Source organism: Ramlibacter sp. P4_H7, from assembly GCF_056400765.1.
Map to the genome: position 1 here is coordinate 48002 of NZ_JBFUKP010000009.1, position 26186 is coordinate 74187.

The window sequence follows — 26186 nt, forward strand, 5'->3', positions numbered from 1 at the left end:
TCGTGCAAGCCCATGGTGCAAAACGCGGGCGCCGCGAGGGGACGCTGGGCCCCGCGCCTGCGGGCAAGCGCGAGGCGAAGGACAATAAAAAATCCCCCGGGGCAGCGGATGCCCCGAGGGGATAAATAGCCGGGAAAGAAACTTGAAAAAGAACCCGGCTAATGGGTCTGAGTGCACAACGCGTGCCGGGTTCCCGCACTGGCGCGCCGTTACGACAGATGCAGTGCCTTGCCAACAGGACCTTTCGTGAATTTGTCACGTGGGGTCGGGCAGCCCGGCACTGGACGATTTTTTCGTATCGCCTGCACGGAACCCTTTCTGTAGGATGACTCTGACAAAGGGGTGCCGCGCGCGGCCCCGGTCGACGAATTTTGTGAGTGGACGCGCGCGCCGCGTCACCCCTTCGAGCAGGAACACCATGTCCGATCTCTCCGCCAGCAAAGACCCCGTGGATGCGGCGTCGGAAGACGCCCCCACGCAGAGCCCCTGGCTCATCCTCAGGAAATTGGGGACGCGTCTTTCCGACTGGTTCTCCGTCCAGACCCTCGCCGTCCAGGCGATGGTCGTCGCCGTGGCGATCCTCATCCCGCTGACCGCCGGTTACTCCTACATGGTGATGCAGCGCCAGGCCGCCGTGGCGGAACAGGTGAAGGTCATGGCCGGCCAGGCCGGCGCCGAGGCGCCCTGGATGCTCAACGACAAGCTGCCCGTGGTGTTCGGCACGGGTTCCGTGCTGGGCTTCCTGGAGGCCAATGCGGTGGACCGCATCACGGTGATCTACAAGCCGCTGATGTGGAACGTGTCCGAGCGCATCGTGCTGATCGAATCGCGTGGCAAGCAGTATGCGTACTACCCCAGCGACATGGAGACCAAGATCTTCGCCGACAAGGCCGTGAACGCGTCCTGGGGCGGCAAGATGGTGTTCATCCCCCGTTCCGAACTGAGCGCGACGAGCCTGGACATGCTGGAAAAGCTGGACGAGCGCTTCGCCGGCGCGCGTCCGCAGTCGGAAAAGGACGGCTGGAAGGCAGGCGTGAGCGGCGTGCTGTCCGCGGCGCTGACCCTCGGCCTGCTCGGTTTCCTGGTGTTCCACCTCAAGGGCCAGTTCAAGGCGCTGCGCTTCATCGAGCCCGCCCAGGTGCATGGGTCCATCGACGACCTGGTCGGCATGGACGACATCAAGACCGAAGTGCGCCAGATCAAGGACCAGTACGAGCGGCGCGCCGAATACGCGGAGTACGGCATCAACAAGCCGTTCAACGTGATGTTCAGCGGTCCGGCGGGCACCGGCAAGACCAAGCTCGCCAGCTACCTGGCCAAGGAACTGGGCCTGCCCATCCTGTTCCACTCCGCCGCCAACCTGGAGACCGGCTACGTCGCGGGTGGCTCGAACACGCTGTCGCGCATCTCCTCCATGGCCAGGCGGCGCAAGCGCTGCATCGTGTTCCTGGACGAGGCGCAGGACCTGTTCATGAAGCGCGGCGGCCATCGCAAGTTCGACGACGACACGCAGAACATGCTGCTCGCCATCCTGGACGGCGTGCGCACCAAGAGCGACTCGGAGATCATCTGGATCGTGGCCTCGAACTTCAACAGCGAGTCCATGGCCATGGACGAGGCCATGCTGCGCCGCTTCCAGATGAAGGTGGACTTCCGGATGCCGAACAAGGAAGAGCGCCTGTCGATCATCGAGCACTACCTGTCCCAGCGCTCTGAGAAGGTCGCGCCGGACCTGGACCTGCGCCACATGGTGGAGATCACCGAGGGCCGCAGCCCGGCGGACCTGGAGACCATCGTCAACCAGGCGGGCATCACCGCGGTGCAGGCCGGCAACCTGATCGACTCCGAGACGCTCATGCTGGCGGCCGAACGCGTGCTGGTCGGCAACGTCAACGGCAACACCACCAAGGAGCGCGAGCGCGACCGCCGCATCATCGCGATCCACGAATGGGGCCACTTCCTGGTGGACTTCGAGCTGGAACGCAAGCGCGCGGGCGGCGACTGGGACAAGCTGCAGGCGGAGATGAAGACCATCAAGATCTCGCTGAAGGCCAATCCGCGCAACAACGCGCTGGGATTCGTGTTCCACAAGCAGGGCAACAACCTGCTCAAGACCAAGTCCGACATCGAGCACGACGTGCGCGTGCTGCTGGGCGGCATGGCCAACGAGGAACTGTTCTTCGGCGAGGAAGGCACCACCAACGGGGCCCACAACGACATCACGCGCGTCACCAAGCTGCTGCACCATGCGGTGGCCGAAATGGGCATGTACCGCAAGACGCGCCTGAACTTCGGCGCCTTGAGCGATGCCGGCAGCCGCACCGTCGACGAGGAAACGCGCACCATCATGGAGATGCAGAGCGAGCGTCTCTATGGCGAAACCAAGCACACGCTGTCACGCCTGAAACCGCTGACCGAGCACCTGGCGGGCAAGCTGATGGACCAGGGCGAGATGAGCCTGAAGGAAGCGCTGCACGAGATCCGCGCCTTCGAGGCCGCCTGCTTCAGCTTCAACAGCCGGGTCGGCCTCAATGGCGCGCCGGCGGGCAAGGCCGAACCGGCGCCGGACGCCGCGGCCTGAACGGACAACGGGGGGTTGGATCGGGGCGGCCTGCGGGCCGCCCCTTTTTTTTCAGCCCTGGCCGTTGTGGGTCAGGATCATCAGCGGCACGGCGGCGGCCGCGATCACGCAGATCAGCACCAGGTAGGCCCAGCCGAGGATCCGGATCACGCCGGCGTTGACGTGCTTGCCCATGGCGGCGCGGTCGTCCGCCACCCGCAGCACCGGGTAGTAGGTGAGGGGCAGCACCAGCACCGCGAACAGCACCGAGTATTCGACGATGTGCACCGGGTTGATGCCGCTCGCCGCGATGCCCAGCCCGAGCAGGATGGCCGCGATCCAGCAGGCGGTGAACCAGGGCACTTCCTTCGGCTTCTTCCGCTTGCCCCAGGGAACGCCGAGGTACTGCGTGACGTTGTAGGCCGCGGAGAGTGCGGTTTCGACGGCGGCGCCACCGATGGCGAAGAAGATGCCGACCAGGGCCACGGCAAAGCCGATCTTCCCCAGCGGCACGCTGGCGCCGAACAGCGTGCTCCCCAGCGTCTGCGGGTCGATGCCGGCGGGCTTGAACAGCGCGGCGCCGACGACGATCAGCGCCATGCACAGCAATCCCCCCAGCAGGAAGCCGATGCCGGCGGTGAGCTTGTTCACCGGGAGGTCCTTCGGCGTCCAGCCTTCCTCGAGGCCACCCGACGAGTAGAAGTAGATCTCATAGGGCATCAGGATGGAGCTGAGCAGGCCGACGGCGAAGTACAGGTACACGGTGAGTCCCGGGCTGCCGGGGGGCAGTGCGTCGGGCAGGAGCCCGCGTGTCGCCGCGCCCCAGTCGGGATCCAGCGCCACGGCCGCCACCACGTACACCAGCAGCGGCAATCCGAGCAGGCCGAACACCCGCTCGATCCAGCGAAAGGGCAGCAGGTACACCGAGACGAGCAGCAGGCCGGCGGCGGCGACCAGCATCAACTGGTATTGCCGGCCTCCCAGCAACTGCAGCACCACCGCCAGGCCGCCCACTTCGGCGGCGCACGTGAGCACGTTGATGACGGTAGAGGCCACCAGCACCGCCAGCGCCATCCTCGGGCCCAGCCGCTCCTTCACCACGTCCATGGTCGGCTGCTGGCGCACTGCGGCGACGCGGCCCGCCATCTCGCCATACACCGCGATGCCGATGGTGCCGATCACCACCACCCAGAGCAGGGCGTAGCCGAACTTGGCGCCGGCGGCGAGCGCGAACACCAGCTCGCCGATGTCCACGAAACCGCCCAGGGCGGTCATGATCCCGAGGGTGACGTCCAGCAGCTGGCTCACGGCGCGCCGCCGACGTCGTGCAGCCGATGCTGCAGCTTGGTGAAGCGCTGCTGCAGCGCATGCAGTTCGGCGGGATCCTTGCGCGCCGGCGCCACCTGCGTGAGCTCCAGCTGCAACTGCGCGGCAAGCGCGGTCGCTTCCCGCTGCGCAGCGGCCGTGTCCTCCGTGGCGGGCTGGGCGAGGGCGCCGATGACGCCGCGCACCTCGCCGCCGAGGGCCTGCTGGTGCACCCAGGCGTAAGGCCCGGACAGGTGGCCGGCCGCGAGTTCATCCACGAACAGAGAAGCCTCGGCCGACAGGCTGGAGAGCTGGCGCACCTGGATGCGCAACTGCGCGCCATCGAGGCGCTCGCGCGGCGGCGGTGGTTCGCACGCGGCCAGTGCCGCTATCAGGGGGAGAACCAGGTGGCGCAGTCGCGGGGACATGCGCTTTTGTAGTGCGGCGGGAGCCGCACCGCTGGGCGCCGTAACGCGAGGTACGGCCGGGCAGCCAGCCGGCCGCCAATGGCCGGCTGCTACTTCTTCGCGGGCGCCTGGGGCGCGGGCTTGGCCGCGGGGGCGCCGCCGGCGGGGGCCCCTGCGCCTGCGCCGTTGGTGGGGACGCCCAGGCGCTTGGCCATGGTGTCCTCGAGCGCGCGGAACTTGGCTTCCACCTGCGGGCGGGTTTCGCTGACCACCTTCTCGACCAGAAGGCGCTGCAGTTCCACGCCGGTGGACTGGAACTTGGCCAGCACGGGCGATTCGAGCATCGTGACGATCTGCTTGAGCTCGTCTTCGGTGAACTTCTCCTCCAGCATCGGCCCGAGCGTGGTCGGGGCGAGCTTGATCGCGCGGTCGCGCACGATGGGAACGGTCTCGTCGATGTACTTGCGTGCGTCGGCCTGGATCGCCTTGGCGACCGCCTCGCGCTTCTCGGGCGCCACGCGCTGCTGCAGCGCGCCTTCCGCGCTCTCCATCAGGGGCGCCAGCGGCTCCTGCACCAGCCCGCGGGCCATGTTGTCGATGGCGGGCTGCTGAACTTTCAGGATGCGGGCGACCAGCTCCTTCTTGGCAGGCGTGGACTGGGCCTGGACACTGGTGCAGGCGGCGGCGATCGCGAGGATCAGCAGGGTTTTCTGGAACATCGAATCAGTTTAAACCCTGCCCGTAACGCACCGGTTACGAGCTGGGCCCCTCGCGCCGGCGCCGCGCGCCACGCCGGCTGCGCGCGCGCTGCCGCTCCAGCGGGTCGGCGGTGGCCACCGGCCGCGCGATCACGTCGGTGATGTCCACCGGGATCGCCGGCTGCTCCTTGCGATAGTGGTCCCAGGCCTTCTTGGCCAGGCCCGAGGTGATCGCGAACGCGATGAGCTTGCGCAGCAGCATGGGGCGACTCCTTGTTCCGGCCCATGCTCGCGCGCGCCCCGCCGTGGACGTGTAGTCGCCGCACCCTGGCCGGGGCAGGACGGTTCCGCGGCTTGCGGGTCGGACCTTCGGCGACTTGTGCCTAGACTCACCCCCTGCAATACCTGTTGCGGGTCCACCGGCTTGCCCAGGGGACGGCAGCCGGACGCGGCGCCGGCAGGCGTGCCGCCGGCCCGGGGTCCTACATCCTTGACAAGCCCTGCCGCACGGCATCGCGCTGGCCTGTCCTGCCGCGGCAGCACGGGTCTCCACCTAATCTGGAGACATCGGCTAAGAGGAAATCGACCATGTCCGAAGACGCCATCAAGAGTACCGCGGAGCAGCTGCTGATCCATCTGGAGCCCGCGTGGGAGCGACGCAACTGGTGCAACTGGCTGGGATGCACCGAGGCAGAGCTGGAACACGCCGTGACCTACGTGGGCCACGACCCGGACAACGTGCGGCGCTTCCTGCGGCAGGCGCGCTGAGGCTCAGGGCGCCGGGTCTGCGGGCGCGGGCCGGTCTTCTTCGCGAAGCCGTTGCGCTTCGCGCCGCTGCTCCAGCTGGATGAGCAGGTCCAGCGCGCTGCGCGAGCCTTCACCGCTTTGCCCCCGCCGCGCTTGCTGGCCCGGGCTGCCGGGGCGCTTGTCGGCGTTCGCGTCATCGACCATCGTGTTCATGCATGGCCCCTTGGGGCTTTCGCTACCCCACTTGCCTACAACGCACCAGCGATGTCCGTGCCCGCGCCGCCAGGACAAGAATGATGTAGAAGGGTTACCGCTTGTGTCGCCCCGCGACAGGGCAACGACCGGCACCTAGACTCATGGCGACAGTGGACGACGGCATCCTCCATCTCGACGAAAGCAGCGCGCGGCAGCTCGTGCTGCTGCGCGCGATCGAGGACGTCGACACGCAGGGCAAGCTGCTGAGCGAAGTCGAGCGCGACCAGCTGGAACGCGAGGCTCTGGAGGCCAGCCGCCTCGGCACGGCGGGCAGCGTCGACTTCGGCCGCTACCTGCAGCTGCGCGCCCGGCGCATGCTCGACGCGGTCGAAAACCGCAACCCGCGCATCGCCGCCCTGCAGGATGGCGAACCGTGGCACGCCTGGCTGCTCACCGGCCTGCCGCTGGCCGCCTGCATCCTCGGTGCCGCGATCGACCGGGTCGACAACCCCCACCAGGTCAACATGCTGTCGCCGCCGCTGCTCGGCGTGCTCGCCTGGAACCTGGCGATCTACCTGCTGATCGTGCTGGGCGCGCTGCTGCCTCGCGCGTGGGCCAGGCGATCGCCGCTCGCCGGGGTGCAGCGCTGGCTCGCGGGCGTGCCTTCGGGCAAGCGCCGCACCGGCCGGCTGCGCGCCGACGTGCTGGCGCGTTTCCACCAGCAATGGCTGCAGGCGGCCGGCGCGCACCAGTGGCTGTGGTGGAAGCAGCTGCTGCACCTGTGCGCCGCGGGCTGGGCCGTCGGCCTCGCGGTGTCGGTCGTGATGGGCGGCATCGTGCGCGAGTACCGCGTGGGCTGGGAGAGCACGCTGCTGGGGGTGACCCAGGTCCACGCCTTCCTGTCGGCGTTGTTCGCGCCGGTGGTGGCGCTGTTGCCTTTCGATGCGTTCACGGTCGCGGACCTGCAGCGCATGGCCTTCCGCTCGGGCGCCAACATCGGCGTCGAGGAAGCGCGCCGCTGGGTCTGGATGTACGTCGCCCTGCTGTTCGTGGTGGTGGTCGCGCCGCGGCTRCTGCTCGCCGCCTGGACCGCCTGGCAGCGCCGGCGCGCCGCGCGGACCATCCGCATCGACCTGCGCGACCCGTACTACGTGCAGGTGCTGGCCCGCGTCAGCCCGGCGCGCGTGACGCTGGGCCTGCTGGCGGCCGATGCGGGCGCGCGCGAGACCTTGATGCGCATGCTGCGCGAGGTCGCCGATCACCCGCCGCCGCACGAGCCCGGCCCGTGGACGCTCCTGGGCACGGCCCGCGGCGACGTGCTGCGCATCTTCGAGATTCCGCCCGACTTCCAGCCGCCGGCGCCCGCGGTCGCGGCGCACGCGGGCAGCGGCGGGACGGCGCAGGCCTGGCTGCAGGACCTGCTCGGTCGCTTCAAGGCCGCCCCGCGCGCCCAGGACGGCGATGGCATGCAGTCCGCGCTGGCCGACACCGACCTGCTGCTGCTGCTGCCGGCCAGCACGGCCGACGTGCAGGAGGCCACCCGCCTGCTGCACTGGGTGGCACAGCCGGCCATCGTGCTGGCCCCGGACGACGAGGCCCCGTACCGCGCCGCGGTGCAGCGCCTGGGCCTCGCGGCGGAGGTGCTGCCGCTGGGCCGCGTCACGGCCCATTGGCTGTGCGATCCGCTGCTGCTCGAGGCGATCGCGGGCCGGCTGCCCACCAGCAAGCGCGCCGGCTTCGAGCGCGTGGCGGCGACCTGGAACGACCGCAACGCGATGCGCTTTTCCGAAGCCATGCGCCTGCTTTCGCGCGAACTGGTGCGGGCGGCGCGCGACGCGGAAGAAGTCGGCGCGCCGCCGGTCAGCCTGCGCCACCTGATGAACGCCGCCGAACGCGATGCCGCCCAGCGCGCACGCGAGGCGGCCCGGTCCGCGCTGCTGCAGCGCCTGCGCACCGCCGAGACCACCGTCTTCGCCGAACTGGTCCAGCTGCATCGCACCGGAGCCCCGGTCACGCCGCTCGCATCGGGTCGGATGGAGGCGGGCTTCACCGAACAGCACGCCGTGGACACACCGCAGGCGGGGATGGCGGGCGCGGCGACCGGCGCGGCCATGGGCGCCGGAATCGACCTGATCACCGGCGGCCTGACGCTTGGCGCCGCGACGGCGCTGGGCGCCGTGATCGGCGGCGGCGCCGCCTATGCGGCGGCGGCCTGGAAGAACCGGAGCAATCCCTCGGGACAGCCGCAGGTGCAGCTCGGTGACGAGTTGCTGCAGACGCTCACGGAAACGCTGCTGCTGGCCTATCTCGCGGTGGCGCACCGCGCGATGCAGCAGGGCGACGGCGCGGCACCGGTCGCATGGCGCAGCGAAGTGATCGCGGCGGTCGAAGCGCGGCGCGACGGGCTGGTGGCGGCCTGGCAGCAGGCGCGCGCGGCAGCGGACGGCGCGACCATGGTGGCCCCGCTCGGTCGCGAGCTGGAAGCAATCACCCGTTCGCTGCTCGCGCGGCTGGCCTGATCAGGCGGCCGCGGTCTTCGCCTGCGCCGCGGCACGCAGCAGCTCTTCGACCGCGGGCAGTTCGGCCGGCTTGGTGAGGTGGCGGTCGAAGCCGGCGTCGCGGGTGCGCTGGCGATCGTCCTGCGTGCCCCAGCCGGTCAAGGCCACCAGCATGGTGTGCTGCATCGACGGCAGCATGCGCAGGCGCCGGGCCACGTCGTAGCCGGTCATGTCAGGCAGCCCGATGTCCAGGAACACGACATCCAGCTGCTGCGACTGCGCCACCTGCAGCGCCTCGGCGCCGGTGTGGGCGATGTGCGCGGCGTGGCCCTCGATGTCCAGCAGCACCCCCAGGCTCTCGGCGGCATCGGTGTTGTCGTCGACCACCAGCACGTGCAGCTGGCCGGAAGGGGAAGTGGGCTGGGTGGAAGTGGTGTCGGCCATGGTGTCTGCTCTCTTGGTGAGGAGCGGCAGGCGCACGGTGAACGTGCTGCCCTGGCCCACTCCGGGGCTGGCTGCGGAAACACTGCCGCCATGCAGCGCCACGAGGCTCTGCACGAGGGACAGCCCGATGCCCAGGCCTCCCTGCGGCTTCCCGGTGCCGGGAACCTGCGCGAACATCTCGAACACTTTCTCGATCGCCTCGGGCGGCAGGCCGATGCCGGTGTCGCTGACGGTCAGCACCGCCTCGTCGCCTTCCATGCGCACCTTCAGGTCGATGCGCCCGCCCTGCGGCGTGTACTTGGCCGCGTTGTTGAGCAGGTTGCTCACCACCTGGGCGATGCGGGTGGGATCGGCGTCCATCGGCAGCGGCTGCGGCGGCAGGTCCACCGTCAGGCGGTGGCCGCCCGCATCGATCAGCGAGGCGCTGGTCTCCAGGGCGGTGCGCACCACTTCCTGCAGATCCATGCGGCGCCGCCGCAGTTCGACCTTGCCGGTGCTGATGCGCGCGACGTCCAGCAGGTCGTCCACCAGGTGCACCATGTGCTGGATCTGCCGCTCCATCATCTGGCGCGTCTTCTCCAGCATCTCGGGCTTGGTCGACGCCAGGCGCATGAGGTGCAGGCCGTTGGACAGGGGCGCGAGCGGGTTGCGCAGCTCGTGGGCCAGGGTGGCGAGGAATTCCGTCTTGCGCCGGTTGGCCTGCGCGAGCTCGTCGTTCAGGCGCCGCATGTCCTGCTCCGCCACCAGCCGCTGCGTGATGTCGGAAAACAGGACCGCGACCAGGTCGCTGCCGGGACCGCCGAGCCGCGTGGCGTACACGTCGAACCAGCGCTTCATGGCCTTGGCTTCCTCGACGAAGCGCGTCGCCTCGCCGGAATCTGCCACGCGCTGGTACAGCGAGAACCAGTGAGGTTCGTGCTGGGGCACCAGTTCGCGCACGGTCCGGCCGACCGCGTCCTGCAGGCCGGTGTGCATGGCGAACGCCTCGTTGGCCTCCTCGAAGCGGTAGTCGCGGACCTGCCCGTCGGGGCCGCGCAGCAGCTTCACCACGCAGAATCCCTCGTCGATCGATTCGAAGAGCGCGCGATACCGCGCCTCCTTGGCTTCCAGGCGCTGCTCGAAGTCGTGCCGCTCCCGCAGCCGGAGTTCTTCCTTGCTGCGGTACAGCTCGACGAAAACGCCGACCTTGGCCTTGAGCACCTCGGTGCGCAGGGGCTTGGCCAGGAAGTCCACCGCGCCCAGCGCATAGGCCGAGAGCATCGCCTCATCGGGATCGTCGCCGGCGGTGACGAACAGGATCGGCGTGAAGCGCGAGCGCGCCCGCGAACGGATCTCGCGAGCGACTTCGAACCCGTCCATGCCCGGCATGCGCACGTCCAGCAGCACGGCGGCGAAGTCCTGCTTCTCCAGCGCGGCCAGCGCGGCCGGTCCGGACATGGCACGGACCATGTCGACCCCGAGCGAATCCAGCGCCGCCTCCAGCGCAAGCAGGTTGGCGGGTTGGTCGTCGACGAGCAGGACGTGGGCAGTGAGGGTGTTGTGTGGCACGGATCGGCCCCCTGCGACGCGGCGGGGCAGGCCGGAGTCTAAGACGCTTTCACGCCGCGCCCGCGCGCCCTGGTCCAGTTGACGGCTTTGTCCTGCATGCGTGACGGACAAAGCCCTACGGGACCTACGCGGCGGTCCTACCGAAGAGCCACGCGGCGCGGGGGAAGATCTCCGCCCATGCGCCTGCGAGCCCGAAACGACATCACCCTGCACTGCGAGGAGGATTGCCCCCTCGCGGCGATCCTGCGCCCGCGCAGCGGCCCCGACCAGTGGGTGGTGGCGGAACGCTACGCGATCGCGCCGGGCGTGCCGGCGACGGAATACGTGGACTGCTTCGGCAACCTGTGCCAGCGCTACACCCTGCCGCGCGGCGACAGTCGCATCACGGTCGAAACCGAAGTGGAAGTGGCGGACCAGATCGCCGTGGACCGCCGGGCCCCGCAGGTGCCGGCCGGCATGCTTCCGGACGACACGCTGGTCTACCTGCTGCAAAGCCGCTACTGCCCGAGCGACAAGATGGAGGAGCGCGCGCGCGCCATCGTCCAGGGCTGCGGGCCCGGTTATCCGCAGGCCGAGCGCATCGCCGAGTGGATCCGCGACCACATCGAATACCGCTACGGTGTCAGCGAGGAGACCACCTGCGCGCTCGACACCCTCGAACACGGCGCCGGCGTGTGCCGCGACTTCGCCCACGTCGGCGTGGCGCTGTGCCGCAGCCTCACGCTGCCCGCACGGGTGGTGGTGGGTTACCTGCACGGGCTGGATCCGATGGACATGCACGCCTGGTACGAGGTGTACCTGGGCACCCGCTGGTACGCGTTCGACGCCACGCAGTCCGAGCCGCGCGGCGGCCGCATCGTGGTCGCCCACGGGCGCGACGCGGCCGACGTGGCCTTCCTCTCCAACTACGGTCCGCTGGAGATCACCGACATGGAGGTGAGCGTGACCGAGGTGGCGGGCTAGGAGTCTCTGCGCGGACTGCCAGGCGCGGGCCGCCGTCAGGCCAGTTCCAGCGGCACCTGCTGCGCGGGATCGGCCGGCCCGTGCGCGAACAGTTCCGCCGGCGGCAGCTTCACCAGCGCCATCGCTTCGTCGAGGCTCCCGTGCAGCCAGCGGTCCCAGTCGGCGCGTTCCAGCACCACCACGCTGCGCTTGTCCTGCGCATCGGGCGGCAGCGCCGGATCGGGCTTGTGCATGCGGTTGAGCAGCGGGTGTGCATCGCAGTTTTGCGTCAGCATGGTGTAGCTGGGCACGACCTCGCCGGTCTGCGGATCGGTCCACTCGTTCCACAGGCCCGCCAGCGCCCAGGGCGCCCCGTCGGCGCGAGCGAAACGCCACCAGATGTTGCGGCCGGTGCCCCAGTAGGGCTCGTCGTAGTCGGTCGCGGGAATGATGCAGCGCTGACCCCGTGCCCACGGGCCCTTGAAGGTGGGCGCGGTGGCGGCGGTCTCGATGCGGCAGTTGTTGGTGCTGATCGGCCGGCCGCCGCGTCCCGCAGGACGGCGCGTGGCGCTGAACCAGGGGATCAGCCCCCACTGGCCGACGGCGGCCGCTCCCGCGCGGATGAACGGACCCGCCTGCCACGGACCGATGCCCGTCGTCGCGTACAGCGGCTGGGGCTGCTCCAGCAGGGTGAAGCCGAAGACGTCGCGAACGACGGTGACGCTGACGGGCCGGTACCGGTTGCACATGCCGCCATTGTCCGGCAGCAAGGAAAAGGGCCGCAAAGCGGCCCTGGGAAACCGGACGGCGGGCCGGTCTTACTTCTTGCCTTCGGCGGCCTTCTTCTCGTCGGCCGTGGTGACGTTCACCTTCGGAACGGTCAGCGTTTCCTTCTCGGTGTACACGCCGACCTTCGGGACGTTCACGTCCTTCTTCTCGGTCGTCACGTCCACGGACGGGGCCGTCACGTCGTACTTCGGCAGGGTCACGTCGCCTTCCTTGGTCTTGGAGACTTCGTACTTCGGCACGGACACGTTGCCTTCCTGGGTCTTCTGCACGTCGCAGCCGACCAGGGCGATGGATGCAGCGGCGAGGCCGGCGAGGATGATAGCGGTTTGACGCATGGCTAAGACTCCCTTGATGTGTGATGCATGCATTGTGGGTGGCCCGCGCAAGCACTGCTGTAAGACCGGGACGGCAACGGCCGTCCGCTCCGAGCCACCGGCTGGGCTTCGGATGCGCCTACGCGCCGGTGGCGGCACGCGACAGCAGTTGGCTCAGCTTGGCGTGCACCTCGGCGGGATCCGCCGGCTTGACCAGGTGCGCCGCAAAGCCTGCCTGGGCCGAGCGGGCGCGGTCCTGCTCGCGTCCGTAGCCGCTGAGCGCGACCACGGGAAGCTCGCCCGACAGGGCGCGGCCGACGTCGATCCCGCTGCCGTCGGGCAGGCCGAGGTCGGTCAGGACGGCATCGAAATTCTGGATGCGCGCGGTGCGCAGCGCGTCCGCGCAGGTGCTCACGTGCTCCACGACGTAGCCGTACTCCTCCAGGCACATGGCCAGCGCGAGGGCGGCGTCCGCGTTGTCCTCCACCAGCAGGACGCGCTTGCGCGCGCCGTCGCGGGGGGCCTGCTCCTCGAGGCGCGGGGCGATGGGCCCCTGCTGCGTCCTGCTGCACGGAAGGGTGATGGTGAAGGTGGCCCCGCGCCCGCGGCCGTCGCTGCTGGCCCGGATCTGGCCGCCGTGCTGTGTCATGAGGCCCTGGGCGATCGCCAGCCCGAGCCCGAGGCCGCCATGGCTGCGCGCCACCTCCGGGTCGGCCTGCTCGAAGGGACTGAAGATGCGGTCCAGCGCCTCGCTCGCGATGCCGATGCCGGAGTCCGCGCAGGACAGCGTGAACCGGTGGTCCTCGCTGCTCGTGCGGATGCGGATGCACCCCCCGGGCGGCGTGAACTTGCCCGCGTTGCGCAGGATGTTCCACAGCACCTGCTGCATGCGCGCCTGGTCGGCATCCACCCACGGACAGGTGGCCTCCAATGCGAGTTCCAGCCGGATCTGCTTGTCCTGCAGCGTTTCCTGCACCATGGCCACCACCGCCTGCGTCAGCCGGTGCATGTCGACCCGTTCCCGGTGCAGGCTGACCTTGCCGGCGCTGATGGCGGTGAGGTCCAGCAGGTCGTCGATCAGGCGCGCCTCCAGCGCCACGTTGCGCCGGATCATGGGCAGCAGGTCGCGGTGGCGCTCGTCCAGCGTCACCGCCTTCTCCAGCACGTGCACCGCGGTCGTGATCGGCGCCAGGGGCGTGCGCAGCTCGTGCGACAGCACGGCGAGGAAGCGGTCCTTGGCCTGGTTGGCGCGATCGGCTTCTTCCTTCGCCGCGCGCAGCGCCTCGGCCGCCAGGTGGCGCTCGGTGGCGTCGCACACCAGCTTGCAGAAACCTGCCGGTCGGCCTTCGTTCGCTTCCAGCGCGGTGAGCACGCCTTCGGCCCACAGCCGGCGGCCGTCGCGCGCGCGCAGCCAGCGGTTGTCGCTCGCCTTGCCGAGGGCCCGCGCCTGCCGCATCTCGGAGTGCAGCGCGGCCTGCGGGTCGTCCTCCCGCGGGAACAGCAGCGCTGCCGACCGGCCGAGCACTTCCTCGGCTTCGTAGCCGAAGATGGCGCGCGCGGCCCGGCTCCAGAACTGGATGTGGCCGGCCTCGTCGAGCAGGATCACGGCGTAGTCGCGCAGGCTGTCCATCACCTTGGCGAAGGTGATGTCGGCCTGCCGCAGCTGCCGTTCGGCCAGCTCGCGCGCGCGCCGGTCCTCCACCTCGCGCAGCGCGCGCCGCAGCACCGGGCCCAGCCGCGCGAGGCGGCTCTTGCTCACATAGTCGGTGGCGCCGCGCTTGAGCAGCTCCACCGCGTTGTCTTCGCCGATCACACCGGAGACGAAGACGAAAGGCGTTTGCGGAGCGAACCGGTTGCGGTGCTCCAGCAGGTCGGCGCCGGTGAACCCGGCCAGGTCGTAGTCGGAGAGCACCACGTCCCAGTCGCCGGCCTGCAGAGACGCCACGTAGTCGGCTTCGTCGCGCAGCACCTCCAGCTTCACGTTCGGGTAGACGCGCTCCAGCTGCACGCGCAGCAGTTCGGCGTCCAGGCGCGAGTCCTCGACCAGCAGGGCGCGCAGCGGGCGGGCATCGGCTTCGCTGCCCTCATTCATGCCGCCGCCTCGTCCTCAGGGACCCGGGCGGCGGCTCGTTGAGCACCGCCCAGAAGATGCCGAGATCGGCGATCGCCTCGACGAACTGCTTGAATTCAACCGGCTTCACCACGTAGGCGTTGACGCCCAGCTGGTAGCTGCGCAGCACGTCCGACTCCTCGTGCGAGGACGTCAGCATCACGACCGGGATGCTGCGCAGCGGATCGGTCGCGCGCACGGTCTGCAGCACTTCCAGCCCGTTCACCTTGGGCAGCTTCAGGTCCAGCAGGATCACGGCGGGATTGCCTTCCGCACGGTCCGCGTACTCGCCGGAACGGGTCAGGTATTCCAGCGCGGCCTCGCCGTCCCGCACGATGATCACTTCGTTGGCGAGCTGGCTGCGCTCCAGCGCCACCAGGGTGAGTTCGAGATCGCGCGGGTCGTCCTCGACCAGCAGGATGGGCTTGAGCATCAGGCAGGATCCTCGCGTTGTCCGCCCGCGGGGGCGTCGTTGTTGTGGATGGGTTGGGGCGGCAGCACGAAGCCGAAGCTGGCGCCGCGCTCCGGCTCGCCGCGGGCCCAGACCCGCCCGCCATGGCGTTCGACGATCCGCTTGACGTTGGCCAGGCCGATGCCCGTGCCGTCGAAATCCTCGGTGCGGTGCAGGCGCTGGAACACCCCGAACAGCTTGCCGACGTATTTCATGGGGAAGCCCACGCCGTTGTCCGAGACCTCGAGCCCGGTGCCCTCCGGCAGCGTGATCGCCGCGACGCGGATGCGCGCCGGGTCGCGCCCGCGGGTGTACTTGGCCGCGTTGGACAGCAGGTTGCGCAAGGCGACCTGCAGCAGCAGGGGGTCGGCCCACAGGCGAGGCAGCGGCTGCACGATCTCCCACTCGATGGTGCGTCCCTTTTCCTGCTGCCGAACCTCGGCGACCAGGTCTTCCACCAGCACGGCGCTGTCGACCCGCGAGGGCTTCAGCCCGGAGCGGCCCAGGCGCGAGAAATCGAGCAGGGCATCCACCAGCTGCCCCGCGTACGACGCCGCATCCTTCACGTGGTGCAGGTAGCGCCGGGCCCGGTCGTCGAGGTGCCTGGCGTTGTCCTCCAGCACCAGGTCGACGTAGCCGGCGATGTGGCGCATGGGCGCGCGCAGGTCGTGCGACACGGTGTAGCTGAAGGCCTCCAGCTCCTTGTTCACGCGACCGAGTTCGATGGCGTGGCCCGCCATTTCCTCGGCCCGCCGCAGCACGAGGGCGATCAGGGCCTGGCGCAGCTCCAGCACCGCCGCCTGTTCGGCCGCGAACCACGGCGCGCTGCGGCCGCGCACGCGTTCCTGCCAGCTGTCGAAACTCTGGCGCGGCTGGATGCGGCCCTGCCCGGGCAGGGTCTTGCGCGGGTCGCCGGCCCACTGGATGGTCTTCACCACCTCGGGCCGGAACCACATCACGACATGCCGGTGCACCTGGGAGATCGAAATGGCCAGCACGCCGGCGCAGGCGGGCAGCAGGGCTTCCCCGTCGGGGTAGAGCAGCGGCAGCCGGTCGGTGCAGAACAGGTCCTCGCCGCGGCCGACGATCCAGTGCGCGAGGCCGCGCAACTGCTCGGGCGGCGGCGTCTCGCCGATCGACCAGCAGGTGTCGTTGAGCACGACCGCGGCACCGCTTGCGTCGGTGAGCGAGGGCAGCGCGAGTTCCGGCGCCACCAGCTGCTGCAGGGTGCCGTCGGTCTCGGCCATCAGCGCCACCAGGTTCAGCACCCGCTGGTGCAGCGACAGCCGCTGCGTGGCCTCCGCGTTGTCCTCCTGGGCCTGGATCTGCAGGGACAGCAGGCGCCCCAGGTGTTCGCAGGCCACCCGCGTCTGGAACGGCAGGTACTTCGCGGCGTGGTCGTGGCAGGAGATCAGCCCCCACAGGCGGCCGCGCGCCACGATCGACACCGACATCGAAGCGGTGGTCCCCATGTTGCGCATGTACTCCAGGTGCACCGGGGAGACGCTGCGCAGCGCTGCGAAGCTCAGGTCGAGGCCCGCGGGATCGGGCTGGCCCTGCGCGGGCACCAGCGGCACCGGCGTGTAGTTCGCGTCGGGGATCAGGCGGATGTGGTTGGACAGGTAGAGGTCGCGGGCCTGCTTCGGTACGTCGGTCGCCGGAAACCGGTGGCCCGCATAGGACTGGTAGCCCTCGTCGGCGCGCTCGGCCAGCACCTCGCCGTGGCCGTCGGCGTCGAAGCGGTACACGAGGCAGCGGCCGAAGCCCGTCATGCGCTTCATTTCGCGCGCCACGACCTGGCACAGCGCGTCGACCGACCCGGCATGCTGCACCACCGGCAGCAGGTCGCGCGCCACCGCATAGATCGGCGCATGCATGCTCGCCACCGGCCCGCCGGGCTCGTATTCGACCACCAGGCAGTCGCCCTGGCGGTGCGCGGTGGCGTCGAAGCTGCGACCTTCCAGCGGCAGGCTGCCGATCCAGGCGGGGCCGGTGCCGGGCTGCAGGCGGCCGCTGTCGATGGGAAGCAGGGACACCGCGTCGCGCACGGCCGGCTCCGAGGGCCAGTTCGCGCTGAACGCCAGCAGCCGTCCGCTGTCCGCCGCGAGCACGGCCACGCGGCCGTGCGGCTGGATCGCGCCCGGCACGCGGATCGGCTCGTCGGCGCACTGGGCCAGGTCAGGCAAGGGCAGTGCGCTCATGCGGAATGCTTTCCAGCAGCGAGGAGAGGCCATCGAAGGTCAGGCGCGCGCCGTCGCAGGCCTGGTCCAGCGCGGCGGCGGAGCCAAGCTGCGCGGACAGCATGGCGCGGGTCTCGCGCCACAGGCCGGCGGTCGCATCGCCCCAGCCGTGGAAGTAGGCGGCGCCGTTGTGCGCATGCAGGCCCGCCTGTGCGAGCGAGCGGCAGATGAACTGCCCGCCGAGGGCCGAGCCTTCGATGACGTAGACCGAGCCCCAGGCCGCGGCGGGGCTTGCGAAGCCGGCCCAGGCGACGGGGAAGGGTGCTGGTTGTCCCAGGTGCCGCAGGTCCTGCTGGAGGAAAGCGCGGCGCGATCGGGCGGCCAGCCAGCCCTGCCACTTCGGCAGCGCGGTGTGCACCGACGGCTCCCAGGCGGCGAGGAAGGCCGCGAAGACTTGCAGCACGCGCGCATAGTGCGCGCCGTCCCGCATCCGCCGCAGGTCGATCAGCGCGTCGATGCGATCGTGGTGCGCGCGCGTTGCGCGCCGCAATGCCGCGACCGCGTCGGGAGTGTCAAGGTTGGCAGGGGACGAGGCAGCGGAAACCAAACGACGAACCGTTGTGCATCAGGACCAGGGGAAGGCAACGATCGTGCCATCGCACCCGTCCGACGCGTGTAGGACGAAATCCCCCGTGCTGTCGAGGCGTTCCACCTGGATGTGCGTCCGCGGCACATCGAGGTGCGGGGAAGCACAGCGAAAGAATCAGGAGGTGGGTTCGTCCGGCTTGGGCTCGCGCGGACGGTGGGCGCCGCGCCGCTTCTCCAGCTTCTGCAGCGTTTCGAGCGCGCTCGCGGAGCCCTCGCCGCTGTGGCGCTCGGTCGGCCACGCGGGTCGGGTTTCCTTGGGACGCGGGGCCTTCGCAGGACCCGCTCGCTGTGAACTTTTCGCCACCTGCTTCCCTTTGTTGCCTGCAGGGTGGGCGCGGCACCCGCCAGTGCCTGTCGGCCGATGCCTGAGTGCGCCGTAGGACGCCGCGCCACCCCGGAGCAACGGCAGCTACCATCGGCCGAGGAGGTGCATCGATGCAAGAGGACTCCCTTTCGGCGCCGGCGCTGTTCGGCAGCGACGCGGTGCGGGCCCTGCGCAACGACCTGGCGCTGGCGCTGCGCGCGGCCGCGCAGCACGGCCTGGGCGAAGGCGTGTGCAATCATTTCAGCATCGCGCTGCCGCAGCGCGCCGACTGGTTCCTGCTCAATCCGCGCGGACTGCACTGGAGCGAGGTGCAGGGCGACGACATCGTGCTGGTCGACGCGCAGGGCGAACGCCTGGCGGGGCCGCACCCGGTCGAGCCGACAGCGATGTTCATCCATGCCGCCGTGCACCGCATCGCCGGCAAGGCCTGCGTGCTGCACACCCACATGCCCTACGCGACCGCGTTGACGCTGACGGACCAGCGCGCGCTGGACACCACCCTGTCGCAGAACGCGATGCGCTTCCACGGCCGGGTGGCGGTGGATGCCGACTACAACGGCCTGGCGCTGGACGCAGCGGAAGGCGAACGCATCGCCCGTGCCATGCGGGGCGCCGACGTCGCTTTCCTCGGCAACCACGGCGTGATCGTGTGCGGGGAGCAGATCGCCTGGGCCTTCGACGACATGTACTACCTGGAGCGCGCCTGCATGCACCAGGTGCTGGCCCAGTCCACCGGGCGCCCGCTGCGCCCGGTTCAGCCCGAGTTGGCCGCCCGGGTGGCCGCCCAGACGATGGGTGAGCGGATGCAGTCGGACCTGTTCTTCGAGAGCCTGCGGCGCATGGTGCCCTGAGCCTGCGCGGCCAGCCGGAACGACGAGACCTTCATCGCGTAGAGCAGGGCGCGCCGGTGCTCGCCGGTGGAAAAGCTGTCGCCCGGCTCCAGGATCACGTCGCGGGTGTCGTCGTCCAGCGTGAGCCAGAGGCATCCCTCCGTGCAGAGGATCCGCGCGGAGGCGGCATCGGGAATTTCGAACAGCTGCCGGGCCGGCAGCGTCACGGTCGGTACATCGTCCATCGGGAGCTCCTTCGCATGCGTCATGGGAATGAATATACTGACCGTTCCTCCCAAGGAGAAACGGCGGATTCGCATGGATCGCATGCAAGAACGGAATGCGAACAACGAGGCGCTGCCACGCTCGCGGCAACTGCGGCTGGACCTGCTGCACACCTTCGAGGCCGCCGCGCGCCACCTCAGCTTCACCCGCGCCGGAGCCGAGCTGTTCCTCTCCCAGTCTGCCGTCAGCCGGCAGGTGCAGCAGCTGGAAGACAGCGTCGGCGCCGCCCTGTTCGAGCGCCGGCACCGGGCGCTGGCACTCACCGAGGCGGGCCGCATCATGCGGCGCGCGGTCGAGGACAGCCTGGAGCGCCTGCGCGACGCGGCCGCCCGCGTGCGCGGCACGGCGCAGCGGCAGCAGGTGACGCTGACCTGCACGCCGGGCTTCGCGTCCTTCTGGCTGATTCCCCGGCTGGTGGGGTTCACCGGCGCCCACCCGGAGATCGACGTGCGCATCTCCGCCACCCTCGACCTGGAGGACCTGGACCGTGGCGGGGTGGACGTCGCCGTACGCTTCGTGCCGGCGGCCCAGGGACAGGGGCCGATGCTGTTCGAGGAAGAGGTGCAGCCGATGTGCGCGCCGCAGCTGCTGCGCGACCGCGGGCGGCCCCTGAAGACGCCGCGCGACCTGGAGCGGCACACGCTGCTGACGGTGGAGATGCGCGATGCGCCGCTGACCGTCGACTGGGAACCCTGGCTGCGCGTCATGGGGCTGCCTGAACTGCGCATGTCCCACACCGTGCGCTTCACGCAATATGCCGAGGCGGTCGCCGCGGCGGTTGCCGGGCAGGGCGTGGTGATCGGCCGGTTGCCGCTGCTGGCCGACCTGGTGCGCCAGAAGAAGCTGGTCGCGCCTTTCCGCAGTCCCGCCGCATCGCGCCGGGGCTACTTCGTCACCCTCGCGCCGCACGCGGCGCACAACCCGGGCGCGCGCGCCTTCGCCGACTGGCTCGTGGCGCAGGCGGAGCAGGCAGCGGCGCCGCCCATGGCAAGGAGCATCTGATGGCCAGCATCGTCCAGGAGTTCGAAGTTCCCGCCCCCGCCGGGCGCGTGTGGGCCGCGTTGCGCGATTTCGGCGGCGTCGACCGCCTCGCCGCGGGATTCGTGACCGCCTGCACGCTGGAAGAGGAGGGGCAGGTGCGCCTGGTCACCTTCTTCAACGGGATGCAGGTCCGCGAGCGGCTCGTGGCCTGCGACGACGCGCGCATGCGCCTGGCCTACAGCGCGTTCGGCGGCCGCGCGACGCACCACAACGCTTCCGCCCAGGTGATCCCCGAGGGCCCGGACCGCTGCCGCTTCGTGTGGACGACGGACCTGCTGCCGGACGCCGTCGCGCCCGCTATCGCGCAGATGATGGAGCGGGGCGCGCAGGCGATGCGCTCGACGCTGGCAGCCCCGGCTCGCTAGCCGCGTGGCTCCAGCCTTCGGCCGCGGAGTAGCGCGCGACCTGCATCTCGTTGGCGCGAAAGCCGCTCGGCCACTGCGCGACGACGTTGCCCTGCGAGTCCATCTGCAGTTGCGGCGCGAACTGCGAAGGCGGGGAGCCGGCAGCGGTGGGACGGGGGAAGGCGCCAGGCAGCACGTCCGGGGCGGCCCAGCCGGTCGCCGCATCGAAGCGGCTGAAACGCAGGCTGTGGATGTTGCCAACGCGCTGACGCCAGACCGCCATCGCCATGCCCTGGCCATTGCTCACTAGCTGCGGCGCGCTCGCGTCGCCGTAGATGCGCTCCAGCGGCTGCGCCGCGCTCCAGCCGGTCGCGCGGGTCCATGACGACGCCACCACGTGCGTGTCCTGCAGCCACACGGCCAGGGCACTCTCCTCACCGGTGCGCGCCATCTGCGGCTGTGCGCCGGCCGGCACCGATGGTGGCGGGATCTGCTGGCCGCCGCCATCGGTGAGGCTGGGCAAGGGCGACGCGCGCTCCACCGTGCTGTTGCCGAGCACCGCGGTGCTTTTGCGTTCCACCTGGCGGTCGCCGCATCCTGCCAGGGACAGCGCCAGCGCCGTGGCCAGCAAGGCTCCGAGTGCTCGCTCCGTCCGCATGCTGCCGGACGGAATCAGCTGCTCTTGCGGCGTGGCGCCGGTGCCTTGGCCGTGGCGCGCGCGGTGGCCGCCGTCTTGCGCGCGGCTGCCTTGCGCGCCGGTGCGGCCTCGTCGTTCGCGGCGGCGTCGGATGCGCGCGCAGCGGCCTTCTTCGCCGGTGCTGCGGCGGCGCCCGGCTTGCCCTTGAGGCTGCGCCGGAGCAGTTCGGTCAGGTCGATCACTTCGGCGCTCGCGGGCGGCTCCTCGCCCGGCAGGGGCGCGACGGCCCGCAGTCCGCCTTCCTTGGACTTCTGTTCCACCAGCGCCATCAGCTTTTCGCGGAACTCGTCGTGGAACAGGTCCGGCTGCCAGTCGCCCGCCATCGCTTCCACCAGCTGCTCGGCCATCTTGAGCTCGGCGGCGCTCACCGTCACGTCGTCGCCGGGCCAGGCCAGGCCCGCGACGTCGCGCACCTCGTCGGACCAGCGCAGCAGGTTCAGCACCAGCCCCTTGCCCTGCGGCAGCAGCATGGCGAGATGCTGCTTGGTCGAGATGACCACCTTGGCGATGCCGACCTTGCCGGTGCGCTCCAGCGTTTCCCGCATCAGCGCGAACGGCTTCTGCCCGCCCTTGCCGGCCGGGCTGACGTAGTAGGGCTTGTTGAAGTAGACGCTGGGGATCTGCTCGCGATCGACGAAGGCCTCGATGTCGATGGTCTGGGTGGAGCGCGGCAGCGCCGCCTTGATCTCGTCGGGCGTGAGCACGACGAACTGGTCCTTCTCCACCTCGAAGCCCTTGACGATCTCCTCGCGCTGCATCTCCTCGCCGGTGGCCTTGTTCACCTGGCGGTTGCCCACCGGCGTCATGCTGGACTTGTCCAGCAGGTTGAACTTCATGCGGTTCTCGGCCGTGGCCGAGTGCAGGGTCACCGGAATGTGGACCAGGCCGAAGCTGATGGCCCCTTTCCAGAGGGTGCGTGAACTTGTCGGTGCGGGCATGGGGGTTCCTTGGGAAGCCCATCCACCGTAGGCGACGCGGGGCACTGGCGCTGTAGGACGGTGCAGCAAGAAGTGCAGGGCAGGCCGCGCCGCGAGGCGAAACGGACGCGGCTACGGGCAGTAGACGGCCCCGCCTGCCGTGGTGCAGGGACCGCGCGGGCCCACCACCGAAGGCTGCACCTGGCGCAGGTGCGTGCCGTCATTGACCCAGCAGCCACCGGCATCGCATACGGCAGGTGCCAGCGGGCGGTCGATGGCGACCGGGGGCGGCGGCATCGCAATCGGCGGCAGCGGAGAGGCCTGCGGCGCCACTTCGATCTGCGGCGGCGGCACGACGATGGGAGGCTGGGCGGTGCGTGAAGGCCGCGTGGGCAGCACGGCGGTGCCAAGGCAGACCCGGGACGCGGCGGCGCGCTGCGATTCCACCGTCGCGGCCGCGGCGCCCGAACTGCGCGAGCTCTGCAGCTGGGCCAGCGCCGCGCCGCAGGCATCCGACTTCAGCGGGTCGCCACCCTGCGCGTGCCCACAGCCGAGCGTGGCAAGCAGCATCAATGCACAGGCAGTCTTCATGGGTGGGTTTGCGGGCTTGTCCGACAGGTACGGTGGCAGGGGCTGGCTAATTTTGCGCCATGAAGTCCAGAGACACGCGCATGAGCCGCGCTCAACGGGGCGAACGTCCCACGTCCTCCGTTCCCGCGCAACCGGACCACGGAGAGAACTCCGCCAGCACCCTCGTGGAGTCGCCGCAAGGCGCTCGGAAGAAAGGCCCGCTCGATCCGCATGATTTTCCCGATGGCGGCGGCAGCGGCGGGGCCGAAGCCTTTCGCCGCGACCGCACCGGACACTAGCCGTTTGCGGCAGTGAGGCCGCCCGGCCTGGCAGCGCGCAGGGCTGGCGCATCGGTCCACAACCTGAAGCTGCGTTCCTGCCCATCCAGCCCCGGCAACGCAGGGCTTCTGTAGGATCGTGCCGCCCATGAAAATCGCCACCTTCAACGTCAACGGGGTCCGGACCCGGCTGCCGCACCTGCTGCGCTGGCTGGAGCGCGAGCAGCCCGACGTGGCGTGCCTGCAGGAGCTCAAGGCGCTGGACGAAGGCTTCCCCGCCGCGGAGCTGCGCGACGCCGGCTACCACGCGCTGTGGAAGGGCCAGCGGTCCTGGAATGGCGTGGCCATCCTGGCGCGCGGCGTGGCCCCGGTGGAAATCCGCCGGACACTGCCGGGAGACGGGGCCGACGACCAGAGCCGCTACCTCGAAGCGGCGGTCGATGGCATCGTGGTGGGCTGCCTTTACCTGCCCAACGGCAATCCGCAACCCGGCCCCAAGTTCGACTACAAGCTCGCCTGGTTCGAGCGGCTGATCGCGCACGCCGCCACCCTGGTCGACGCGCCGCATCCGGTGGTGCTGTGCGGCGACTACAACGTGGTGCCGACCGATTTCGACATCTACAACCCGCGATCCTGGCGCAAGGACGCGCTGCTGCAGCCGGAAAGCCGCGCGTGCTGGGCGCGCCTGCTGGAGCAGGGATGGACGGACGCCATCCGCCACCTGCATCCGGAGGAGCCGATCTACACCTTCTGGGACTACTTCCGCCAGCACTGGCAGCGCAACGCGGGCCTGCGCATCGACCACCTGCTGCTCAACGGCCAGCTCGCTCCGGCCTTGCGCGGTGCCGGCGTCGACACCTGGGTGCGCGGCGAGGAGAAGGCCAGCGACCACGCTCCGACGTGGGTCGAGCTCGATGTCACCCCGGCTCCCAAGGCCAAGGCCAAGGCCGCCACGAAGCGCTGAATCCTCGGGCGCGCAGGGCCTGCCTGGCGGAAACGGCTAGCCGCGAAAGCCGCCTTCCGCCAGGAAGCGTTCCTCCTCCGGCGTGCTCGCGCGGCCCAGCACCGCGTTGCGATGCGGGAAGCGCCCGAAGCGGCGGACGATGTCGCGGTGATGCCGCGCATAGCGCAGTGACTCCCCGCCGACCGCTTCGTTCAGCGCCACGCAGCGGTCCAGGTCCGCGAGGTCTTCGGAGTGCATGAAGGGCAGGTAGCAGAACTGGCGCAGCTCCTCGTCCACGGCATGGTCGTGGCCGGCAGTGATGGCGGCACTGGCGGCGGTGCGCGCGTGGGCGTCCGTGGCGTACATGCGCGGCGTTCCGCGAAAGGCGTTGCGCGGGAACTGGTCGAGCAAGAGGACCACGGCGAGCGCTCCGTCGGCGGTCGCCGGCCACTCCGTCAGCATGCCAGCCGCCGCTGCCTCATGCAGGTCCAGGAAGCGTTCGCGCAGCGCGGCATCGAATGCATCATCCGGCTGGAACCAGCGCCGGCTGCCGGCGTCGCGCCAGAACGCAAGGAAGGGCTGGGGGGAGGGGAGCACGCCGCGAGCTTACGACGGAGGCAAGAAGAAAGCGGGGCCATGCCCCGCTCCGGATTCGTTGCGTGGGCTCAGCGCTTCTGCGGGTCCTGCTGGCTGGTGCCGCTCTGCTTCTGCGGGTCCTGCTTCTGCTGGTCCTGCTTTTGCTGGGCCTGTCCACGGTCCTGCTGGTCCTGCTGGCCTTGCTTGCTGCCACCCTGGCCACTGCCGGGCTGCCCGGGTTGGCCCGACTGGCCGGCCTGGTTGCCCTGGTTCATGCCGCCCTGCTGGCGGCTCTGGTCCTGCGAAGCCTGGCCGCGTCCCTGCTGGTTCTGCTGGTCGTGCTGGCGGTTCTGGTCCTGCGAAGCCTGGCCGCGTCCCTGCTGGTTCTGCTGGTCCTGCTGGCGGTTCTGGTCCTGCGAAGCCTGACCGCGTCCCTGCTGGTTCTGCTGATCTTGCTGGCGGTTCTGGTCTTGCCCTTGAGCCATGAAACTCTCCTTGGAAGTTGCGCGAAGGACACCGTCCGATGGCCCCGCAGACCCAATGTAAGAAGGGACAGGAGCCGTCCATGTCGGACGCGCGCGCGGCGCAGATGTAGGACCCGGACTGCGCGCAGGGGCACCAGCTCAGCGCGGCGTGCGCTGCTGCAACTCCGCCGCCAGCCGCCGCGCCTCGTCGCCTTCCGGGATCGGCCGGCCGCTGTCGCGCCATTCCACCGCCGCCTTGAAGCCTTCGGCCTGCGCATACCGCCGGAACCACAGGCCCTCCGGGTTGTGCCGCGTGATGCCATCGAAGACGGTTGCCAGGCTCTGTGACTGCTCCAGCCCCATGGTGAGCAGGACCTGGTTGACCACCATCTTGTGCATGGCCAGATGGCTGCGCGGCACGCCCGCGATGCGGGCCGCCAGCGCCATCGTCGCGCCCTCCAGGGCGGCGGCCGAGACCACCTCGTTGGCGAGGCCCCAGGCCAGCGCCGTGCGGCCGTCGATCGTGTCGCCGGTGAACATCAGCTGCTTGGCGCGAGTCGGGCCGAGGCGGTAGGTCCACATCGCGGTGGTCGGGCACCCCCACACCCGCGTGGGCATGTAGCCGATGCGCGCGTCCTCCGCCATGACCAGCAGGTCGCAGCACAGCGCGATGTCGCTGCCGCCCGCGACCGCCGCCCCGTGCACCTTGGCGATGGTGGGCTTGGGGCTGCGCCAGAGCGCCATGAAGTCTTCGGTGTTGCGCTTCATGTAGGCGTAGTCGACCATGGGATCCCAGGGCGTGCGCTCCTGCTGGCACGGGTGGTCGATCCGGCCCTCGCCGAACTGGGTCAGGTCGTAGCCGCCGCAGAAGCCCTTGCCGGCGCCCTCCACGACGATCACGTGCACCTCGTCCTCGGCATTGGCCCAGTCGACGGCAGCGCGCAGTTCGCGCGGCGTGTCCTCGTTGATCGCGTTCAGGCGCTCCGGGCGGTTGAGCAGCAAGCGGGCGATGCGGGGATGGGCCGCGTCTTTCTCGATCTGCAGGGTGCTGTAGCGGGGCATGGGGAATCTCCTCGGATG

General features: G+C 70.1%; 29 protein-coding genes. 8 read left to right on the forward strand and 21 right to left on the reverse strand.

Annotated features, from left to right (window positions below):
* Positions 1–255: 255 nt before the first annotated feature.
* Positions 256–420 carry a hypothetical protein gene (locus tag AC1DSA_RS13855; protein ID WP_477890077.1) on the reverse strand — a complete coding sequence of 55 codons (165 nt, stop codon included), beginning with the start codon at positions 418–420 and terminating at the stop codon, positions 256–258.
* Between AC1DSA_RS13855 and AC1DSA_RS13860 the strand changes: the two genes are divergently transcribed.
* A complete protein-coding gene (locus tag AC1DSA_RS13860) occupies positions 419–2581 on the forward strand; it encodes an AAA family ATPase (RefSeq protein ID WP_477890079.1) in 2163 nt (720 codons plus the stop codon). The genes AC1DSA_RS13855 and AC1DSA_RS13860 overlap by 2 nt on opposite strands.
* Positions 2582–2632: 51 nt before the next feature.
* Here AC1DSA_RS13860 and AC1DSA_RS13865 read toward each other — a convergent pair whose 3' ends face one another.
* From AC1DSA_RS13865 to AC1DSA_RS13880, 4 genes are all read right to left on the reverse strand, one after another.
* Positions 2633–3868 carry an NRAMP family divalent metal transporter gene (locus AC1DSA_RS13865; protein WP_477890081.1) on the reverse strand — a complete coding sequence of 412 codons (1236 nt, stop codon included), beginning with the start codon at positions 3866–3868 and terminating at the stop codon, positions 2633–2635.
* Complete coding sequence (locus AC1DSA_RS13870) at positions 3865–4293, reverse strand: hypothetical protein (protein WP_477890083.1); 429 nt, start codon at positions 4291–4293, stop codon at positions 3865–3867. The genes AC1DSA_RS13865 and AC1DSA_RS13870 overlap by 4 nt, the downstream gene beginning before the upstream one ends.
* A gap of 89 nt (positions 4294–4382) precedes the next feature.
* Positions 4383–4991 (reverse strand): DUF2059 domain-containing protein, encoded by a 609-nt coding sequence (locus AC1DSA_RS13875; RefSeq protein ID WP_477890085.1) that lies wholly within the window; start codon positions 4989–4991, stop codon positions 4383–4385.
* Between the two features lie 34 nt (positions 4992–5025).
* Positions 5026–5232: a hypothetical protein gene (locus tag AC1DSA_RS13880; protein ID WP_477890087.1), complete on the reverse strand. Its 207-nt coding sequence runs from the start codon at positions 5230–5232 to the stop codon at positions 5026–5028.
* Positions 5233–5558: 326 nt separating this feature from the next.
* Here AC1DSA_RS13880 and AC1DSA_RS13885 point away from each other — a divergent pair, with 326 nt between their 5' ends.
* The gene (locus AC1DSA_RS13885; protein WP_477890089.1) at positions 5559–5738 is read left to right on the forward strand and encodes a DUF3606 domain-containing protein; all 180 of its coding nucleotides are present in this window, start codon (positions 5559–5561) and stop codon (positions 5736–5738) included.
* A 3-nt stretch (positions 5739–5741) separates the two neighbouring features.
* Here AC1DSA_RS13885 and AC1DSA_RS13890 read toward each other — a convergent pair whose 3' ends face one another.
* Complete coding sequence (locus AC1DSA_RS13890; RefSeq protein WP_477890091.1) at positions 5742–5930, reverse strand: hypothetical protein; 189 nt, start codon at positions 5928–5930, stop codon at positions 5742–5744.
* A gap of 152 nt (positions 5931–6082) precedes the next feature.
* Here AC1DSA_RS13890 and AC1DSA_RS13895 point away from each other — a divergent pair, with 152 nt between their 5' ends.
* Positions 6083–8431, forward strand: a complete 2349-nt coding sequence (locus AC1DSA_RS13895; protein ID WP_477890093.1) for a DUF3482 domain-containing protein — start codon at positions 6083–6085, stop codon at positions 8429–8431.
* Here the strand turns inward: AC1DSA_RS13895 and AC1DSA_RS13900 are convergent, their stop codons facing one another.
* A complete protein-coding gene (locus AC1DSA_RS13900; RefSeq protein ID WP_477890095.1) occupies positions 8432–10402 on the reverse strand; it encodes a response regulator in 1971 nt (656 codons plus the stop codon).
* A gap of 177 nt (positions 10403–10579) precedes the next feature.
* Between AC1DSA_RS13900 and AC1DSA_RS13905 the strand changes: the two genes are divergently transcribed.
* Complete coding sequence (locus tag AC1DSA_RS13905; RefSeq protein ID WP_477890097.1) at positions 10580–11365, forward strand: transglutaminase domain-containing protein; 786 nt, start codon at positions 10580–10582, stop codon at positions 11363–11365.
* A 35-nt stretch (positions 11366–11400) separates the two neighbouring features.
* On the opposite strand, the gene AC1DSA_RS13910 is transcribed toward AC1DSA_RS13905, so the two are convergent.
* From AC1DSA_RS13910 to AC1DSA_RS13940, 7 genes are all read right to left on the reverse strand, one after another.
* The gene (locus AC1DSA_RS13910; protein ID WP_477890099.1) at positions 11401–12093 is read right to left on the reverse strand and encodes an SOS response-associated peptidase; all 693 of its coding nucleotides are present in this window, start codon (positions 12091–12093) and stop codon (positions 11401–11403) included.
* 69 nt (positions 12094–12162) lie between these two features.
* Complete coding sequence (locus AC1DSA_RS13915) at positions 12163–12468, reverse strand: hypothetical protein (RefSeq protein WP_477890101.1); 306 nt, start codon at positions 12466–12468, stop codon at positions 12163–12165.
* Positions 12469–12586: 118 nt separating this feature from the next.
* Positions 12587–14539: a hybrid sensor histidine kinase/response regulator gene (locus AC1DSA_RS13920; protein ID WP_477890103.1), complete on the reverse strand. Its 1953-nt coding sequence runs from the start codon at positions 14537–14539 to the stop codon at positions 12587–12589.
* The gene (locus AC1DSA_RS13925; protein ID WP_477890105.1) at positions 14532–14990 is read right to left on the reverse strand and encodes a response regulator; all 459 of its coding nucleotides are present in this window, start codon (positions 14988–14990) and stop codon (positions 14532–14534) included. The genes AC1DSA_RS13920 and AC1DSA_RS13925 overlap by 8 nt, the downstream gene beginning before the upstream one ends.
* Positions 14990–17209, reverse strand: coding sequence for an ATP-binding protein (locus AC1DSA_RS13930; RefSeq protein ID WP_477890106.1), 2220 nt, complete (start codon positions 17207–17209; stop codon positions 14990–14992). Before AC1DSA_RS13930 ends, AC1DSA_RS13925 begins: the two co-directional genes overlap by 1 nt.
* On the reverse strand, positions 17187–17795 hold the full coding sequence (locus AC1DSA_RS13935) for a biliverdin-producing heme oxygenase (RefSeq protein WP_477890108.1): 609 nt from the start codon (positions 17793–17795) through the stop codon (positions 17187–17189). The genes AC1DSA_RS13930 and AC1DSA_RS13935 overlap by 23 nt, the downstream gene beginning before the upstream one ends.
* 156 nt (positions 17796–17951) lie before the next feature.
* Positions 17952–18140 (reverse strand): hypothetical protein, encoded by a 189-nt coding sequence (locus AC1DSA_RS13940; protein ID WP_477890110.1) that lies wholly within the window; start codon positions 18138–18140, stop codon positions 17952–17954.
* A gap of 131 nt (positions 18141–18271) precedes the next feature.
* On the opposite strand from AC1DSA_RS13940, the gene AC1DSA_RS13945 reads away from it, so the two are divergent.
* Positions 18272–19012, forward strand: a complete 741-nt coding sequence (locus AC1DSA_RS13945; RefSeq protein ID WP_477890112.1) for an aldolase — start codon at positions 18272–18274, stop codon at positions 19010–19012.
* On the opposite strand, the gene AC1DSA_RS13950 is transcribed toward AC1DSA_RS13945, so the two are convergent.
* Complete coding sequence (locus tag AC1DSA_RS13950; RefSeq protein ID WP_477890113.1) at positions 18916–19260, reverse strand: DUF2917 domain-containing protein; 345 nt, start codon at positions 19258–19260, stop codon at positions 18916–18918. The two genes, AC1DSA_RS13945 and AC1DSA_RS13950, sit on opposite strands and share 97 nt — an antisense overlap.
* Before the next feature lie 49 nt (positions 19261–19309).
* On the opposite strand from AC1DSA_RS13950, the gene AC1DSA_RS13955 reads away from it, so the two are divergent.
* Positions 19310–20278 carry a LysR substrate-binding domain-containing protein gene (locus AC1DSA_RS13955; RefSeq protein WP_477890115.1) on the forward strand — a complete coding sequence of 323 codons (969 nt, stop codon included), beginning with the start codon at positions 19310–19312 and terminating at the stop codon, positions 20276–20278.
* Positions 20278–20682, forward strand: coding sequence for an SRPBCC family protein (locus AC1DSA_RS13960; protein WP_477890117.1), 405 nt, complete (start codon positions 20278–20280; stop codon positions 20680–20682). The genes AC1DSA_RS13955 and AC1DSA_RS13960 overlap by 1 nt, the downstream gene beginning before the upstream one ends.
* Here AC1DSA_RS13960 and AC1DSA_RS13965 read toward each other — a convergent pair.
* The 3 genes from AC1DSA_RS13965 to AC1DSA_RS13975 all read right to left on the reverse strand — a co-directional run bounded on the left by AC1DSA_RS13965 (position 20615) and on the right by AC1DSA_RS13975 (position 22866).
* On the reverse strand, positions 20615–21319 hold the full coding sequence (locus AC1DSA_RS13965; RefSeq protein WP_477890119.1) for a hypothetical protein: 705 nt from the start codon (positions 21317–21319) through the stop codon (positions 20615–20617). The genes AC1DSA_RS13960 and AC1DSA_RS13965 overlap by 68 nt on opposite strands.
* A gap of 14 nt (positions 21320–21333) precedes the next feature.
* The gene (gene ku, locus AC1DSA_RS13970; protein WP_477890121.1) at positions 21334–22296 is read right to left on the reverse strand and encodes a non-homologous end joining protein Ku; all 963 of its coding nucleotides are present in this window, start codon (positions 22294–22296) and stop codon (positions 21334–21336) included.
* A gap of 111 nt (positions 22297–22407) precedes the next feature.
* Positions 22408–22866: a hypothetical protein gene (locus AC1DSA_RS13975; RefSeq protein WP_477890123.1), complete on the reverse strand. Its 459-nt coding sequence runs from the start codon at positions 22864–22866 to the stop codon at positions 22408–22410.
* 405 nt (positions 22867–23271) lie between these two features.
* On the opposite strand from AC1DSA_RS13975, the gene xth reads away from it, so the two are divergent.
* Complete coding sequence (gene xth / locus AC1DSA_RS13980; protein ID WP_477890125.1) at positions 23272–24087, forward strand: exodeoxyribonuclease III; 816 nt, start codon at positions 23272–23274, stop codon at positions 24085–24087.
* A gap of 36 nt (positions 24088–24123) precedes the next feature.
* On the opposite strand, the gene AC1DSA_RS13985 is transcribed toward xth, so the two are convergent.
* The 3 genes from AC1DSA_RS13985 to AC1DSA_RS13995 form a co-directional block, all read right to left on the reverse strand.
* Positions 24124–24663: a DUF924 family protein gene (locus AC1DSA_RS13985; RefSeq protein ID WP_477890127.1), complete on the reverse strand. Its 540-nt coding sequence runs from the start codon at positions 24661–24663 to the stop codon at positions 24124–24126.
* A gap of 68 nt (positions 24664–24731) precedes the next feature.
* Positions 24732–25127: a hypothetical protein gene (locus AC1DSA_RS13990; RefSeq protein ID WP_477890129.1), complete on the reverse strand. Its 396-nt coding sequence runs from the start codon at positions 25125–25127 to the stop codon at positions 24732–24734.
* Between the two features lie 138 nt (positions 25128–25265).
* Positions 25266–26168 carry a crotonase/enoyl-CoA hydratase family protein gene (locus AC1DSA_RS13995; protein WP_477890131.1) on the reverse strand — a complete coding sequence of 301 codons (903 nt, stop codon included), beginning with the start codon at positions 26166–26168 and terminating at the stop codon, positions 25266–25268.
* Positions 26169–26186: the final 18 nt, after the last annotated feature.